The 16,456-nt window shown below is 35.5% G+C and carries 16 protein-coding genes and 1 riboswitch; of the genes, 10 read left to right on the top strand and 6 right to left on the bottom strand.

The features are described 5' to 3' along the window. Nucleotides 1-3 precede the first annotated feature (3 nt). Together T513_RS0103710 and T513_RS0103705 are read right to left on the bottom strand one after the other, a co-directional pair. The gene (locus tag T513_RS0103710) at nucleotides 4-1,131 is read right to left on the bottom strand and encodes a CobW family GTP-binding protein (protein ID WP_031588985.1); all 1,128 of its coding nucleotides are present in this window, start codon (nucleotides 1,129-1,131) and stop codon (nucleotides 4-6) included. A 97-nt stretch (nucleotides 1,132-1,228) separates the two neighbouring features. Continuing rightward, the gene (locus T513_RS0103705; RefSeq protein ID WP_035876578.1) at nucleotides 1,229-1,753 is read right to left on the bottom strand and encodes a folate family ECF transporter S component; all 525 of its coding nucleotides are present in this window, start codon (nucleotides 1,751-1,753) and stop codon (nucleotides 1,229-1,231) included. A gap of 63 nt (nucleotides 1,754-1,816) precedes the next feature. After that, nucleotides 1,817-1,915, bottom strand: a riboswitch (THF riboswitch). Between the two features lie 208 nt (nucleotides 1,916-2,123). On the opposite strand from T513_RS0103705, the gene serC reads away from it, so the two are divergent. Together serC and T513_RS0103695 are read left to right on the top strand one after the other, a co-directional pair. Continuing rightward, the gene (gene serC, locus T513_RS0103700) at nucleotides 2,124-3,209 is read left to right on the top strand and encodes a 3-phosphoserine/phosphohydroxythreonine transaminase (protein WP_031588981.1); all 1,086 of its coding nucleotides are present in this window, start codon (nucleotides 2,124-2,126) and stop codon (nucleotides 3,207-3,209) included. A 15-nt stretch (nucleotides 3,210-3,224) separates the two neighbouring features. Beyond that, entirely contained in the window at nucleotides 3,225-4,394 is a 1,170-nt protein-coding gene (locus tag T513_RS0103695; RefSeq protein ID WP_031588980.1) for a phosphoglycerate dehydrogenase, read from the top strand. Between the two features lie 30 nt (nucleotides 4,395-4,424). On the opposite strand, the gene T513_RS0103690 is transcribed toward T513_RS0103695, so the two are convergent. Then, the gene (locus T513_RS0103690) at nucleotides 4,425-5,270 is read right to left on the bottom strand and encodes a Cof-type HAD-IIB family hydrolase (RefSeq protein WP_031588979.1); all 846 of its coding nucleotides are present in this window, start codon (nucleotides 5,268-5,270) and stop codon (nucleotides 4,425-4,427) included. 72 nt (nucleotides 5,271-5,342) lie between these two features. Then, a complete protein-coding gene (locus tag T513_RS0103685) occupies nucleotides 5,343-6,203 on the bottom strand; it encodes a YitT family protein (protein ID WP_031588978.1) in 861 nt (286 codons plus the stop codon). A gap of 107 nt (nucleotides 6,204-6,310) precedes the next feature. Here T513_RS0103685 and T513_RS0103680 point away from each other — a divergent pair, with 107 nt between their 5' ends. The 3 genes from T513_RS0103680 to T513_RS0103670 all read left to right on the top strand — a co-directional run bounded on the left by T513_RS0103680 (nucleotide 6,311) and on the right by T513_RS0103670 (nucleotide 9,669). Continuing rightward, nucleotides 6,311-6,991 (top strand): response regulator transcription factor, encoded by a 681-nt coding sequence (locus T513_RS0103680; RefSeq protein ID WP_029072864.1) that lies wholly within the window; start codon nucleotides 6,311-6,313, stop codon nucleotides 6,989-6,991. Further along, nucleotides 6,984-8,660 (top strand): sensor histidine kinase, encoded by a 1,677-nt coding sequence (locus T513_RS0103675; protein ID WP_035876575.1) that lies wholly within the window; start codon nucleotides 6,984-6,986, stop codon nucleotides 8,658-8,660. Before T513_RS0103680 ends, T513_RS0103675 begins: the two co-directional genes overlap by 8 nt. 70 nt (nucleotides 8,661-8,730) lie before the next feature. Then, nucleotides 8,731-9,669, top strand: coding sequence for a 3-hydroxyacyl-CoA dehydrogenase (locus T513_RS0103670; RefSeq protein ID WP_031588974.1), 939 nt, complete (start codon nucleotides 8,731-8,733; stop codon nucleotides 9,667-9,669). A gap of 28 nt (nucleotides 9,670-9,697) precedes the next feature. Here T513_RS0103670 and T513_RS0103665 read toward each other — a convergent pair whose 3' ends face one another. After that, nucleotides 9,698-10,111, bottom strand: a complete 414-nt coding sequence (locus T513_RS0103665; protein WP_029069962.1) for an Hsp20/alpha crystallin family protein — start codon at nucleotides 10,109-10,111, stop codon at nucleotides 9,698-9,700. Nucleotides 10,112-10,314: 203 nt separating this feature from the next. On the opposite strand from T513_RS0103665, the gene T513_RS0103660 reads away from it, so the two are divergent. After that, the gene (locus T513_RS0103660; protein WP_029072861.1) at nucleotides 10,315-11,073 is read left to right on the top strand and encodes an esterase family protein; all 759 of its coding nucleotides are present in this window, start codon (nucleotides 10,315-10,317) and stop codon (nucleotides 11,071-11,073) included. Nucleotides 11,074-11,088: 15 nt separating this feature from the next. Then, nucleotides 11,089-12,420: an ATP-grasp domain-containing protein gene (locus T513_RS0103655; protein ID WP_155266064.1), complete on the top strand. Its 1,332-nt coding sequence runs from the start codon at nucleotides 11,089-11,091 to the stop codon at nucleotides 12,418-12,420. A gap of 29 nt (nucleotides 12,421-12,449) precedes the next feature. Here T513_RS0103655 and asnA read toward each other — a convergent pair whose 3' ends face one another. After that, entirely contained in the window at nucleotides 12,450-13,466 is a 1,017-nt protein-coding gene (asnA, locus tag T513_RS0103650) for an aspartate--ammonia ligase (protein ID WP_029069964.1), read from the bottom strand. 273 nt (nucleotides 13,467-13,739) lie between these two features. Here asnA and thrC point away from each other — a divergent pair, with 273 nt between their 5' ends. From thrC to T513_RS0103635, 3 genes are all read left to right on the top strand, one after another. Beyond that, nucleotides 13,740-15,224: a threonine synthase gene (gene thrC / locus T513_RS0103645; protein WP_029072859.1), complete on the top strand. Its 1,485-nt coding sequence runs from the start codon at nucleotides 13,740-13,742 to the stop codon at nucleotides 15,222-15,224. 3 nt (nucleotides 15,225-15,227) lie between these two features. Beyond that, nucleotides 15,228-16,124, top strand: a complete 897-nt coding sequence (thrB, locus tag T513_RS0103640) for a homoserine kinase (RefSeq protein WP_029069966.1) — start codon at nucleotides 15,228-15,230, stop codon at nucleotides 16,122-16,124. 143 nt (nucleotides 16,125-16,267) lie between these two features. Further along, nucleotides 16,268-16,456: hypothetical protein (locus tag T513_RS0103635; protein WP_031588972.1), on the top strand; the 189-nt coding region annotated here is incomplete at its 3' end.

Here is a 16,456-nt window from a genome sequence, read left to right as displayed (position 1 = left end):
GTTTTATCCTTTCATTAATGCATAAATTTTATGGGCATCAATATCCTGTCCAATTACACATAGTCTTCCACCTACATCAGGTGTAGTTTCTCTGATTTCATAATCACCTGCTACAAAATCAAACTCAAACCATTTTCCATCTTTTCCTTTTACAATACCCTTAGAACGAAGAATATGACCTAAAGAATGATCACTAGCAAGAACCTTAAGTTTTTCATCTAATTCATCATGAGAGAAAGCGTGTGCTGTTTCAATACCAATTGAGTTGAAGACTTCATCAGCATCATGTAAATCATCTTCATCAAAGTAAGCTTTACTTTCTTCATCATGAATAGCTGCATGTGAATGATCATGGTCATGATGATGGTGATGATGTTCATGTTCATGGTGATGTCCACATTCACATTCTTCATGATCATGGTGATGATGACCACATTCACATTCATGGTCATGATCATGTTCATGATGATGGTGATGATGTTCATGTTCATGCTGATGTTCCAATTCAGCAGCTACTAAAGCTTTTTCTAAAGCTTCTTTGTTATTAGTAGCTTCAAGAATCTGATCACCAGTAATGTCATCCCAGCTAGTTGTAACAACTGGAGCATGATCATTAAGTTCTCTTACGATATCAAGACATTCTTCAATTTTTTCTTCAGTAACATCCTGTGTTCTTGAAAGAACAACACAAGAAGCAGAGGCGATCTGGTTGTTGAAGAATTCACCGAAGTTCTTATGATACATCTTACATTTTTTAGCATCTACTACAGCTAAGAAACGATCAAGTTCAAGTTCCTGACTCTTTACATTCTTAACTGCTGCAATGATATCTGAAAGCTTACCAACACCAGAAGGTTCAATGATAATACGATCAGGATGATATGATTCAATAACTTCAGAAAGTGATTTTTCAAAGTCACCTACAAGACTACAACAGATGCAGCCCTGAGATAATTCATTGACTTCAACGCCAGCTTCTCTCATGAAGCCACCATCGATGCCGATTTCTCCAAATTCGTTTTCAATTAAGACAACTTTTTCATCTTTTAAAGATGATTCTTTTAATAGTTTTTTTATTAATGTTGTTTTACCAGCTCCAAGGAAGCCAGAAATAATATCAACTTTGCTCATTAGAAATTTCTCCTTTCAAATCACATGTATTATAGCACCTTTGTCAAGTTTATAAGAAAAATATGCTTAAAGCATGAAAAAAGACCCGAAGGTCTTTTTAGTTGAGTGTGACACTCTTTTTTAATTGTGGAATGTGGCTTACTGACTTTAAGATAAACGTGATTAATGCACAGTTGATAGGCAACATGATAAGTTCCTTGACAATACGTGCACCAACTAGTGGAATGAACGCTTTACCATAAAGCATGGATAACCATAAGGTATTAAGGAATAGATTAACAATAAGCATCTGTAAGACTTCTGTTAATACAATTCTCCAGATTGTCACTTCTTTATTGTGAAGCATAACACCAAAAATCGTACCAGCCACAATACTGCTGATTGTGAAGCCCACAAAGAATGGACCAGTAGGACGAATTAAGTATCCTCCTACATCAGCGACAGCACCAACGATAGCACCAATAACAGGACCAAATAAGAATCCAGTTACTGATAGTGGGAGTGACCCGAATCTGATTTCAATCACTTGATTTAAAGGGATCTTAAAGAATCCGAGCACAATTGCGATTGCTGCTAACATGGCAGCAGCACTTAAAACTTTTATGTCTTTCAATTTAGACATCAAAAACACCTCCTCTGCAGTATGTCCTTTTACTACATTGAAGGTGTCTAGTACCTAGTCTGTAGCAGCGGGATGCGATGATGAAACCGCAAGATAATACTTTTCGTCCTAGTGACAACTCCCCGTTCACTAGGCACTTAACGCCTCGTCATCTACTCTGCACTTTTAATTTATGACATTACTATATAGTAACTTAGCAAACTATGCAAGGAAGAATTTGAATCTTCAGACAAATTATTGTCACATGCCTAATTAATTGTATACAAAAAATAAAAATGTATAAATTATTTGTCTTTTTTAATAATCACTGTTTACAAATTTATGGAAAAGACATATAATCTCATTAAATTAGTTTTGAGGAGGAGAAAGAATGACTAACAAAAGAGTTTACAATTTTAGTGCGGGGCCTTCACAGCTTCCATTGGAAGTATTGGAGACAGCACGTGATCAGATGCTAAATTATGAAGGCTCTGGTATGAGCGTAATGGAGATGAGTCATAGATCCTCCACATACCAGAAAATTTTTGATGATACAAAAGCAACTTTAAAAAGATTAATGAATATTCCAGATAACTATAAAATCTTATTCTTACATGGTGGAGCAACACAGCAGTTTGGTGCTGTGGCCCTTAACTTAATGGACAAGGGAAGAGCTGACTATGTCGTAACTGGAAATTTCTCTAAGAAGGCAGCACAGGAAGCAGCTAAATTTGGAGATGTTCATATTGCCTATGATGGCAAAGATAACAACTATACACATATTCCAACACAGGATGAATTAGATATCAGAGATGATATCGACTATGTTCATATCTGCCAGAACAACACAATCTATGGAACAGAGTGGAATTATGTACCTGATACAAAAGGAGCACCACTTGTAGCAGATATGTCTTCAGATATCTTATCTAGACCAGTAGATGTATCACGCTATGGCGTAATTTATGCAGGCGCACAGAAAAACATGGGAATCGCCGGTTTAGGTGTTGTGATCATTAGAGAAGATTTAATTAAGCCACATAAAGAAAACATTCAGGTATTAGCTGAATACGACACAATGGCAGATAAAGATTCTATGTACAATACACCACCAGCATACGCTATCTATGTTTTAGGACTTGTGCTTAAATGGGTTGAAAAACAGGGTGGACTTGAAGAAATGGAAAAACGCAATATCAAGAAAGCTGCTTTATTACAGGATTATCTTGATCAAAGTGATTTCTATATCTACGAAACAGAAAAAGGCTCACGTTCACGTATGAATGTGGCATTCAAGACACCAAATAAAGATCTAGATGCTAAATTTGTAAAAGAATCAATTGAAGCAGGCATGACAAACTTAAAAGGACATCGTGCTGTAGGTGGCATTAGAGCTTCTATTTATAATGCAATGCCTTATGAAGGAGTAGAATATCTACTTCAGTTCATGAAGAAATTTGAAGAAGAAAATCGTTAATTCGGGGGAAAAAATATGGCTATTAAGGTTAAGACAGTCAATAAGATCTCTGAAAAGGGATTGCAGTTATTTGACGAAAGATATGAAGTAGGGGAAAATGTTGAAAACGAAGATGCGATTCTTGTCAGATCTGCAAAACTTCATGACTATGATTTCCCAGAAAATTTAAAAGCAATTGCACGTGCGGGGGCAGGTACAAATAATATTCCAGTAGAAGAATGCGCTAAAAAGGGGATTGTCGTATTCAATACACCAGGAGCAAATGCCAATGCGGTTAAAGAATTGGTACTTTGTGCCTTATTCCTTTCTTCTAGACGTGTATTAGAAGGAATCGAATGGGCTAAATCATTAAAAGGTGACGACTATGCTAAACAGGTAGAAGCAGGAAAGAAGGCATTTGTCGGACCTGAAATCGATGGAAAGAAATTAGGGGTTATCGGACTTGGTGCCATCGGTGTAGCAGTAGCTAACGCTGCTGTTAAGCTTGGTATGGAAGTTCATGGATATGATCCATATATTTCAGTAAATGCAGCTTGGGGAATGTCAAAATGGGTTCGTAAAGCGAGCACTGTAGAAGAAATCTTCAAAGAATGTGACTATATTACAATTCATGTTCCATCAACTCCAGAAACACAGGGGATGATTGATGAAAAAGCTATCAATTTGATGAAATCAGGCGTGCATATCTTAAACTTTGCACGTGGTGATCTTGTCAATGAAGAAGACATGATCGATGCTTTAAGAAAAAATAAAGTAGCACGTTATATTACTGACTTCGGTAGTGAAAAACTAGCTAACACTGAAAATGTTGTGGTAATGCCACATTTAGGTGCATCTACTCCAGAATCAGAAGAAAACTGTGCAACTATGGCCGTTGATGAAATCAGAGAATTCTTAGAAAACGGTAATATCAAACATTCAGTTAACTTCCCATCAGTTGTAGAACCACGTACTACTACATATAGATTATGTATTATTCATAAGAACATTCCTAACATGTTAGCGAAGTTCGCTGGTACTATTGCTAAAAAAGATATGAACATCGAAAACATGGTCAATAAGGCAAAAGGAGACTATGCTTACACAATCATTGATACTAATGATTTAAGTGAAGATATCACTAAAGCTATTGAAAAACAGGAAGGTGTCATCAAGGCACGTATTATTGCAAAAGTAGTATTCTAATAAAAAGAGAATGGCCTAGGCCATTCTTTTTTATATGAGATTAAGTTTCTTAAAGGCATTATATAAGCCATCTTCATCAACATCATCAGTAATATAATCAGCAGCTTCCTTGATCTGTTTTCCACCATTTCCCATAGCGACATTATAATTGCAGCATTCAAACATAGATAAATCAATTTTCGCATCACCAAATGAAATTGTTTCTTCTTTACTAGCATGAAGATGATCAAGCAATACTTCAATCGCATGTTTCTTAGTAATACCCTTAACGCCAAGATCACCAAATAAAGCCTGCTCATCTTTTCCACCCCATGTATTAGCAACAAGGTTAGGGAAGTCTTTGATAGAATCAAGATGATCCTGATAGCTTCTTAAGACGAATGATACTTTATTGACATCATCACGATAGAGATCTTCTCCTTGAAGATGAATATACTGATTCATGCTTTCCGCTTTAAATTTAGCAAGATCATCAATCTTTTTCCCTTTGCCAAGAACATACTTCGCTAAAGCTTCTGGCCCCTGCTTGATATAGTAGTCATTGATATACATTCCACTGTTTGCTTCAAGATAAAAGCCTATTTCTCTTTCATTGCACCAATTAACAATCGCTTTTACATCGTCTTTAGAAAGACTCTTGTGCATGATGACTTCTCCTTGATCTTCCACATACCCACCATTAGCACCAATCATGCCATCTAGTTTCATAGTTCTAAAATCACGCTGTTCAATTTCAGCCTTAGAGCATCCAGTACAAATATAGACCTTATGTCCATTTTCTCTAGCCATATTGACTGCTTTTTCAGCAGAGACAGGCAGTTTTGCTTCATAGTTGATTAATGTACCATCTACATCAAGAAATATTATTTTTTTCATATCATATCCTCCATTTTCATTTTAACAAAGGATCCAATAAAAAATACAAAAAAAGCACATTCTGAAAATGTGCTAATCCAAAGGTTCCTGATAAAATTTTCCTTTAATTGCCATAGAGTGGGTGACATTGACAAAAGCATTAGGATCAATGGTCATGATAGAATCCATGGCTATCGATAATTCATTTTCACTTATGACTGAATAAAGCATAGTACGATTTTCATGCTTATAGCTTCCTTTAGCAGAAATTCTTGTACTTCCATGTTTTGTTTTCTCATAAAGCATCTTTTCAATTTCATCAGCTTTATTTGTAACAATAAACATTGTGATCTGATGATCATTGGTATGGAAAGTCTTGATAGCTTCAGTGGAAACAAATTGAAAAACAATGGAGTAAAGGGAAGCTTCAAAGCCAAATAGGAAGCCTGCTGTAATAAGAATACAGATATTAAGACCTAAAATAATATTCCATGATGACATGTTATATTTTCTATTTAAAAATATGGCAATAAAGTCAGTTCCTCCCGAACTGGCTTTTCCTTTTAAGGCAATCGTAATTGCAATACCATTTAGTAGACCACCAAATAACGCAATTAACAATGGGTCATTGGTAATGGTATAACTTGGAAGAAGATCAACCATAAAAGAGTTCAAGATAATCATAATAACACTGAAGGCGGTAAACTTCTTGCCCACAAGTTTAAATCCTAAAGCTGCTGGAACCGCATTTAATGCAATATTGATAATGGAATAGGGAAGAGGAAGATCAAAGAACTTCATCGCACTTCTTTGAATAAGCAAAGTCATCCCTGTAAGACCACCTGGAACCAGATTCCCTGAATGAACGAATGTCTTAATGTTAAATGACATGATCAAAGATGCCAATAAGACAAAGAGAAAAGATTTTATATACTTGATAATAATAGATTTCATAATTTTCACCTGGAGCCATTCTAACCTTTTTAGCAATTAAAGAAAACAGGTTATTGACATTATCTTTACTTTTTTTATGATAAGATTTGTATAAAAGGAGTAGAAGCATGGCAGAAAGAGTATTTGTAGTAGAAGATGATGAAAATATTCAGGAAATAGTGAAACTAGCATTAGAATCTAATGGGTATGAAATCACCTTATTTGATAATGCAGAAGATGCTGTTAAAGAAATAAACAAGGAAACACCCGATTTAGCAATCTTTGATATCATGTTGCCAGAAATGGATGGCATTGAAGCAATCAAGCTTATTAGAGAAAAGGATAAAGAATTACCATTGATGATCCTATCTGCTAAAAACAGAGAAATAGACAAAGTAAGAGGATTAGACTGTGGCTGTGATGACTATATGACAAAACCATTTGGGGTATTAGAACTTAATGCACGAGTACGTTCACTTTTAAGACGCTCTAAAAAGTTAGGAAAAGTTTTCCATACCTCCACATTAAGAATAGATGACAATGCCCACAATGTGATCTTAAACGAAGAGAAGATAGAACTTACTCACAAAGAATATCAGGTTCTCGTCTATCTTATAGAAAACAGAGATCATGTTGTAAAAAGAGAAGAACTCTTGCAAGAAATATGGGGTTATGACTATGTAGGAGAGTCTCGTTCAATTGATGTACATATCAGATCATTAAGAGCGAAGCTTAAAGATGATGGGACAAAATATATTAAGACAATACGATCAGTGGGCTATCGTTTTATAGAGGATCTCAATGACTAGATATATTATCAAGCATTTCATTATCGTCCTACTTATATCCCTTGTCATTACTTCATCAATTACTTTTGTACTGTTCTCATTTAAGCAGGTAGATAATACAAAAGAAAGACTGATCTATGATGTTCAGCTTATTGATTATGCCCTTAACAATAAAAAAGATTTTAACAAGCAGATTGATAAACTTAGTCCCTTATCATCAATAAATAATTCAAGAATTTCTGTTATTGATAAACAAGGAAAAGTCATTGCGGATACATACGGTATTCATCAAGGAAAAGATCACTTAAACCGTGAAGAAGTTAAAGAGGCACTAAAAAGCAAAGATCATACTGGCTTTGCGATTAGAAATAGTTCAACTATCAATGAAAGAGAAATGTATGCAGCATACTATGATGGACAATACATTGTCAGATTATCCATTCCCTATAATGGCATTGGTATCTTCCTGCCACTGATGATACCTTCTCTTGCTTTAAGTTTCACTATTGCTTTTATTGTCGCTGTCATTATTGCAAGACTGCTTGCTAAAAGAATATCTCAGCCATTGACTGAGATATCTGAATCCTTAAACAATATGACAGATGACTATCGTTTTAGTGTTCATAAGTATCCTCATGAAGAATACAATAATATCGTTGCAACGATTGAGAAGCTTTCTCATCGATTAAGAAAATCGATGAGAGAAACGCAGTTTGAACAAAACAAAATTGATCTTATTATACGAAGAATGAATGAAGGATTCATACTTCTTGATGAAAAGAAAAGAGTTCTTAGTATCAATAAGTCAGCCAAGAAGATTGTGGGACCACTTCATGAAAAAGATGACTTCAAGGACATCAAGCTAGAAGCTCTTCGTGATGCCTTGCATTCACCAGAAGAAAAAATTCGCGTTAAATTGAAATTAAATAATCGCTACTATAAATGTTATGTTTCAAAGTTTCCTTTTGGTACAGCCTTATTCTTTGTAGATATTACTGCCGCTAAGAATGCGGAAAAGATGAGAGAAGATTTCTTCTCAAGTGTCTCACATGAATTAAAGACACCGATTACTTCAATTAGAGGCTATAGTGAACTTCTATCAGAAGGGGTTGTTACTGATCCTTCCCTTCAGCATGATATGTTAGAGAAGATTCAAAAGCAGGTGGATAATATGTCCAATCTTATTAATGATATTCTTCTTCTCTCTCGTTTTGATAATGATGATATCGTTGTAGAACGAGTACCAGTCAATATGAAAAGTACAGTTGAAGACATTGTTTCAAGCTATGAATCTCTTTGTCTTAAAGAAGAGATTACTATTCATAAGGAAGTAGAAGATGTTAACATCCTGTTCCATCCGCAACAGATGGCTAACTTGTTAAGTAACCTTATTTCTAATGCTATTAAGTATAATCATCCAGGAGGATTGGTTAATGTTAATGTCTATAAAAATGAAGATGATCTTTTTATCGAAGTAAGCGATACAGGAATAGGTATTCCTCAAGAAGATCAAAACCGTGTCTTTGAACGATTCTACCGTGTCGATAAAGGACGTAGTCGTATGAAAGGCGGTACTGGATTGGGATTGGCAATTGTAAAACATATTGTTTCATTTAATAAAGGAAAACTCACTTTAACAAGTACTCCAGAGGTGGGAACAACTATCACGATACGTTTCCCAAATATTTAAAAGTGCATATTGCTTTTTAATAAATTAGAAATTGATACAATGAGAATATCAAAAAAGGAGGTATTCTCATATGAATTGGAAACATATCGTCGTTGCCGGCGGTGGTGTATTAGGAAGTCAGATTGCTTTTCAGAGTGCATATAGTGGCTATGATGTCACAATCTGGCTAAGAAGTGAAGCGTCAATTGAACGTGCAAGACCTAAGTTAGAACGTCTTAAGGCGATCTATCTTGATACACTAGAAAAAATGAAAACAGATCCTCGTGCCTATGCAAGAGGATTAAGTGATCGTACTGATTTATCAGATGAAGAGATTGATCTTTTAAAGGAATATGTAGAAGAAGCATATCGTCATCTTCATTTAACTACAAGCTACGAAGACGCATTTTCAAATGCGGACTTTGTGATTGAAACAATTGCGGAAGATCCAGAACAGAAGATTGCATTTTATAAGAAAGCAAGCCAATATTTAAAAGATGAAGCGATTCTTGCTACTAACTCATCTACGATGCTGCCAAGTACTTTTGCCCCATATACGAATAGAGCAGATAAATATTTAGCTTTACATTTTGCAAATGAAATCTGGAGAAATAATACTGCTGAAGTTATGGGGCATGAAGGCACTGATCAGAAAGCATATGATCAAGTGGTAGAATTTGCAAAAAGCATTCACATGGTACCATTATGCTTAAAGAAAGAACAGCCAGGCTATATCTTAAATAGTATGCTTGTACCTTTCTTATCAGCTGCAGAAATGCTGCTGGCGACAGGTGTGGCTGATGCCAAGACTATCGATCAGACATGGATGCTTGGTACTGGTGCACCAGCAGGACCATTTAGAATATTGGATATTGTAGGATTAACAACAGCCTATAATATTGTCATTATGCATCCTGATGCTAAAAATCCTGAAACAGTTCAAGGCAAGATTGCCAATATGCTTAAGAGCTATATTGATGAAGGAAAAACAGGCATCAATGCTGGTGAAGGTTTCTATAAATATAAGTAAAAAGAAGATGCGCGAGGCATCTTCTTTTTTATTCAATAGGAATACGTGAAGAATGATCTTCAATGTAGGCATCTTTCTTTGGAATAGTGATATTTAATTCACCATTATCAAATGAAGCATTGAAATCACCTGCTTCATATTGATCACCTACATAGAAGCTACGGCTCATGCTGCCGGAATAGCGTTCTTTACGGATTACGTGACCTTCATCATTCTTTTCTTCGTTTTCATTCTGAGTATTTGCAGAGATATTGAGGTAACCTTGATCAAGGTTAATTGTGATATCTTCTTTTTTGAATCCAGGAAGCTCAATGCTCATTTTATAGTCATTATCTGTCTCCTTAATATCACATCTCATACTGTTTACTCTTTTTTGCGGAGTAAAGAAGCCATCATCAAAGAAATCATCAAACATAGACTGCATACTTGGTAATAATTTCATACTATCGCCCCTTTTCTCAATTGTTCTGTACCCTTGGTACAACTTTATTGTAGCACTTATTTTAGCAGAGTCAATAGGCGAGTGCTAATAATGATGAAAAACTATGAAAAAGATATGGTTATGAAAAAGGTCATGGTATAATGAATAAAAGAATTCTATTGCTATGATGATGTTTTTTCACATCATAAAAAAGGAGGGTTAGTATGAATATTGCATATTACAAAGAATACAGCCAATGTCTCGAAAGAGATATGGAATTTAAGGTTTATGGTCATGCCGGACGTCCAATTCTTGTTTTTCCATCGCAGGATGGTAGGTTCTATGATTTTGAAGATCAGGGCATGGTTGATACAATTTCATCTTTCATTGAAAATGGCGACTGTCAGTTATTCTGTGTAGATAGTGTCGATCAGGAAGGATGGAGTGAGAGTCATCTTCCATATGAACATCGTACCTATATCATTGAACAGTATTATTTCTATATTGTTAATGAACTTGTACCACGTATTTTTGAAATCAATGCTAATGGTGGTGATTATGCGGATGGTATCTATACAACAGGTGTTTCATTAGGTGCTTCTCACGCAGTTAACTTTATGTTTAGAAATCCTGATGTATTTAAGGGATGCATCGGATTAAGTGGATATTATGATTGTGATATCTTCTTTGGTAATTATTGTGATGATATCTTATATCGTAATAGTCCTATTCGTTATTTAAACGGTATGAATTATGATCATCCATATGTTCAGAAATACCGTGAATGCCGTATTGTACTTTGCTGCGGACAGGGTGCTTGGGAAGATGAGATGGTTAAATCTACCGGACGTATGCAGGAACTGCTTAATGCAAAAGACATTCCTGCCTGGTGTGATTTTTGGGGCTATGACGTAAGTCATGATTGGCCTTGGTGGAGAATTCAATTTCCATATTTTATGGAGCACATTCTATTTGATGATTAAGGGGGATATAATTCAATGAATGTCATATTTATTTCACCACACTTTCCTTACTACTATTACAATTTCTGTGATCGTTTAAAAAGGAGAGGTGTTAATGTATTAGGTATCGGAGATACGCCATATGCTGATATTTCCTTGGATACTAAGAACAGTGTTACAGAGTATTACTATGTTTCATCATTAAAGAACTATGATGATGTCTACAAGGCTGTAGCACACTATATTGCTAAATACGGTCGTATTGACTGGATTGAATCTGAAAATGAGTATTGGCTTAATCTAGAAGCAAAATTGCGTACTGATTATAATGTACCAACTGGTCCTCATATTGAAGATATGGGTAAATTAAGATATAAATCTCATATGAAGACTATCTATAAGAACGCCGGTATTCCAGTTGCTAACTATACGATTGTTGAAAGCGAAGAAGAGGGACTTGCATTTGCAAGAGAGAATGGCTATCCGCTTGTTGTTAAACCAGATAATGGCATGGGGGCAAGTGATACACACAAGTTGACTTGTGATGAAGATCTAAAGACATTCATGAAGAATAAACAGGAAGATGTACCTTATATTCTAGAAGTATGCGTACCTGGTCATGTAGAAACATTTGAAGGCATTACTGATTCAAAGATGAATATCCTTATTGCTACATCACATGTGATGGTTAATCAGGTAATGGATAATGTCAACGAGGGTAAAGATACAATCTTTTATTCTCAGCCTATTGAAGGTACTGATATTTATGAAATAGGAAAACGTACAGTAGAAGCATTTGAAGCTAAAGGAAGATTCTTCCACTTTGAATTCATGAGACTTGATGAAGATCATGAACAATTAGGAAAGAAAGGTGATCTTGTAGGACTTGAAGTCAATATGAGAGCACCAGGAGCCTATATTCCAGATATGATGAACTTCTGTTACGATGTTGATGTCTATACAATCTGGGCTGATATGCTGCTGTATGATAAATGCTACTATGATATAGAAAGAAAGTATTACGTAGAGTATGCTGGAAGACGTAAAGAGAAAGCGTATGCTTTAACGACTAAAGAAATATATGATCGACATGGCAATCATATATTACAGGAAGAATATGTTCCTGATGCTTTAGCTGAAGCAATGGGACATCATATCTTCATTTATAGAACTGATACAGTCGAAGAAATGAAGAAGATACGTCATGACATTCTTATGCCTGCTAGTGAACGAGAAGAATTTTTCGCATATGAACAGCTTCTCATTTCTCAAGAAGAAATGAAGAAGGCGCAAGAACAGGCAGAAAATGCAAAAAAAGCGCTAGAAGATGCTAAAAAGAAAGCACGGGAATTAGAAATTGTCATTTAAAAAAACCGACTCAATTGAGTCGGTTTTGATTATAGAAGTGAAACATTGTTTTCTTCACAGATACGCATTGTATCTTCATCCCATAATGAAGCCTGAACTTCACCGATGTGACATTTTCTTAAGAAGAACATACAGATACGGCTCTGTCCGATTCCTCCACCTAGAGATAAAGGAAGAACATTTTCCATGATATGTTTATGGAAAGGTAATTCAAGACGATCTAATGCATCAGCTTTTTCTAGCTGTTCTTTTAAGCTCTTAGCATCAACACGAATACCCATAGATGATAATTCTAAGGCATTATCAAGTACACTATTATAGACAAGAATATCACCATTTAATGCCCAATCATCATAGTCAGGAGCACGTCCGTCATGTTTTTCACCTGATTTTAGAACATCACCAATCTGTTCAATGCAGACTGCTTTCTTCTCTTTCGCAATAGCGTTTTCTCTTTCTTTTGGTGTTAGATCAGGATAACGATCTTCAAGTTCCTGAGTTGTAATAAAGTAGATCTGTTCAGGAAGAATCGGTTTACCAAGTTGAGGATAATGTCTGATCATTGTGAATTCAACATCTAATAAAGCTTTATAGATCTTCTTAACAGTTGATTCAAAATACTGTTTAGTACGATCTTCTTTATTGATGACCATTTCCCAGTCCCACTGATCTACATACATTGAATGAATGTTGTCGAGTTCTTCATCTTTTCTGATAGCGTTCATATCAGTGTAAAGACCTGTGTGTGGTTCAAAATTATATCTATGAAGAGCATCTCTTTTCCATTTTGCTAATGAGTGAATGATTTCAATTTCATCATCATTATTTAATTCGTAGGATTTAAATGATACTGGTTTTTCTACACCATTTAAGTTGTCATTAAGACCTGTATTCTTTAATAAGAAGAGTGGGGCAGAAACTCTTGTTAAACGTAACTGTTCTGCAAGTCTTCTTTCAAATGTATCTTTTATCATTTTGACAGCTACTTCGGTTTCGATAAGATCGAGAGGAGAACTGTAATCCTCAGGAATTAAAATTTTACTCATACTTCTATCTCCTTTGCTTTCCTGCATTATAAGATAGTTATTTGATGTAATCAAGAGGATTTTTCTCGACAAATAGCACCAATTATTGAAAAAAGAGGATTATTTTAATCAAAAAAGTAAATTAGGAGATAAATTTAAAAAGATTGATGGGCACAATTAGAAAATTGATAATTGTGATAGCTATTCTTTTGTATTATCATAAATATAAGATGAATTTTATTGACTTAAATTATCTTATCTAATACAATGACATAAACACAAGGAGGGTGGATTATGGAAAAGCTATATAAAAGTACAAGAGGACATCAGAAACCATTGGATTTCTACACGTCCATTTTACAGGGGATTGCAGACGATGGAGGTTTGCTTGTACCTGACTTTCCATTTGAAAAGAAAGATTTAAATGCACTTCTTTCTTTAAATTATGTAGACCTTGCAACAGAGGTTATTAAGGCATTTGTACCAGAGGATGCCGTTGAAGATATTAGAAAAGCATGCCAGGGTGCTTATGATACAGGATTATTTAAGGAAGGCGTTGTACCAGTTGAAAAAGTTGGCAATACTTTTGTAACAGAGCTATTCCAGGGTCCTACAGCCGCATTTAAGGATTTGGCTTTATCTTTATTGCCTAGATTTATGACATTATCTTTAAAGAAGAAAGGTGAAGAACGTGAAGTAATGATTCTTGCCGCTACTTCTGGTGATACTGGTAAAGCTGCACTTGAAGGATTTAAGGATGTAGAAGGAACTTGCATTAAGGTCTTCTATCCAATTGATGGTGTATCAGCTATTCAGAAGAGACAGATGGTTACTACAACAGGAAAGAATGTAGAAGTCATCGGTATTGAAGGAAACTTCGATGATGCACAGACAGCAGTCAAGAAAGCATTTGCTTCTGAAGAATTAAAGGATCTTTGTGATCAGCACCATGTATTCTTATCAAGTGCCAACTCAATCAATATTGGACGTTTGATTCCACAGATTGTGTATTATTTCCATTCATATAGCGTACTTGTCAATAGAGGAGAAATTAAGCTTGGTGATCAGGTTAACTTCACTGTTCCATCAGGAAACTTTGGTGACTGCTTAGCTGGATGGATTGCTAAAAACATGGGACTTCCAGTTAATAAGTTCATCGTTGCAAGCAATAAGAACAATATCTTAACAGACTTCTTTAAGACAGGTGTTTATGATACACACAGAGAATTTTATAAGACAAATGCCCCAGCAATGGATATTTTAGTATCAAGTAACCTTGAACGTCTTGTATGGTTTATGGTAGATGGAAATAGTGAAAAAGTAGATCAGTTCTATAAATCATTATCTGATGAAGGCGTTTATCGTGTAGATGAAGAAACACTTGCACGTATCCAGAAAGAATTCGTTGCAGGATGTCAGAGTGAAGAACAGGTTCTTGAAAATATCAAGGACTGTTATGATAAGACACATTACTTATTAGATACTCATACAGCAGTTGGTTATGGTGTCTACAATGAATACGTAAAGGAAACTGGAGATAAGACTCCAAATGTTCTTCTTGCAACAGCATCTCCTTATAAGTTCCCTGAATCTGTTTATGAAGCATTGACTGAAAAGAAGACAGATGTATTCACAGCTATCGATGCCTTAAATGAAATGACAAATGTTGAAATTCCTTACCCATTAAAAGGATTAAAGGAACGTGAAACATTACATGAAGGCGTAATCGCGAAAGATCATATTCTTTCTTTTATTGGCGAAAGAATCAAGGAGTTTTAAAATATGTATGTTAAAGTGAAAGTTCCTGCTACAAGTGCCAATCTTGGCCCTGGCTTTGATGTCGCTGGTTTAGCTGTAACACTCTATAACACATTTACCTTTGAACTGACAGATGGGCCATTAGAAATTACTGGCTGTCCAGAACAGTTTGCTAATGAAGATAATCTAACTTACCAGGCTTTCAAGAAAGCTGCCAAGCAGGTTGGGTTAGAATATCATAATGTAAAAATCCACACTAAGACTGAAGTACCTTTTACTAGAGGTCTTGGTTCTTCTTCCACTTGTATTGTTGCAGGAATTGTCGGTGCGTATGCATTAATGGATCGTGCTGATGAAAGAAAAGAGATTCTTAATCTTGCAACTGAAATTGAAGGGCATCCTGACAATGTTGCTCCTGCCATCTTTGGGGGCATGACTGTATCGGTTGTAGAAGCAGACTACAACGTTACTACATTATCATTGCCAGTAAAGCACGATTATCGCTTTGTTGCTCTTATCCCACCTTTTACCTTGTCCACTGAGAAAGCTCGTTCAGTTCTTCCTGAACAGCTTGAGAGAAAAGATGCTATTGCCAATGTCTCACACCTTGCATTGATGGTAGCTTCAATCATTAACGGCTATGATCATGGCTTGAAGCTTGGATTTAAGGATCGTTTCCACCAGCCATATCGTGGTCAGCTTATCAATAACTTTTTCCCAATTATGGAATGCCTTGAAAAAGATGAAGGCGTGCTTGGCGCTTATCTTTCAGGAGCAGGCCCAACTATCATGGCTTTAATCAAAGCAGAAGACACTAAGGGCGTTGTAAGAATAAAAGATGAACTTGGTGATCTGATTAAAGGATGGAGAGTTGAAAAACTAGAATTAGACACACGTGGATACACTTGTGATTATTTATAGGAGCAGAAATGTTCCTATTTTTATAAAGTTCCCGACAGAAAACCCACGTGCCTTTAGGCCGTGGGATAAATATCAGTAAAATATATGGTATAATATACATACAGGAAATCCTATTTCCGAGTCTTTAGAAAGGAGAAAGCTGTATGCATCTTACCGTAAAACAGCAAGTAAAGCGTCTTTCAAAGGAAGATTACAGAACTATAAGAGAACTGTGCCATATAGCAAAGAATCTTGCCAATGAAGCCATTTACAATGTAAGACAGTATTACTTTTCTGAGGGCGAGTTTTTAAAATACGAAAAGAATTACACTCTTTTAAAGAACAGCCCTAAC

The organism is Kandleria vitulina DSM 20405, assembly GCF_000702065.1.
GTDB lineage: Bacteria > Bacillota_I > Bacilli_A > Erysipelotrichales > Coprobacillaceae > Kandleria > Kandleria vitulina.
The sequence above is the reverse complement of the archived record's forward strand: the minus strand, read 5'-3'. Positions and strand labels throughout refer to the sequence as shown.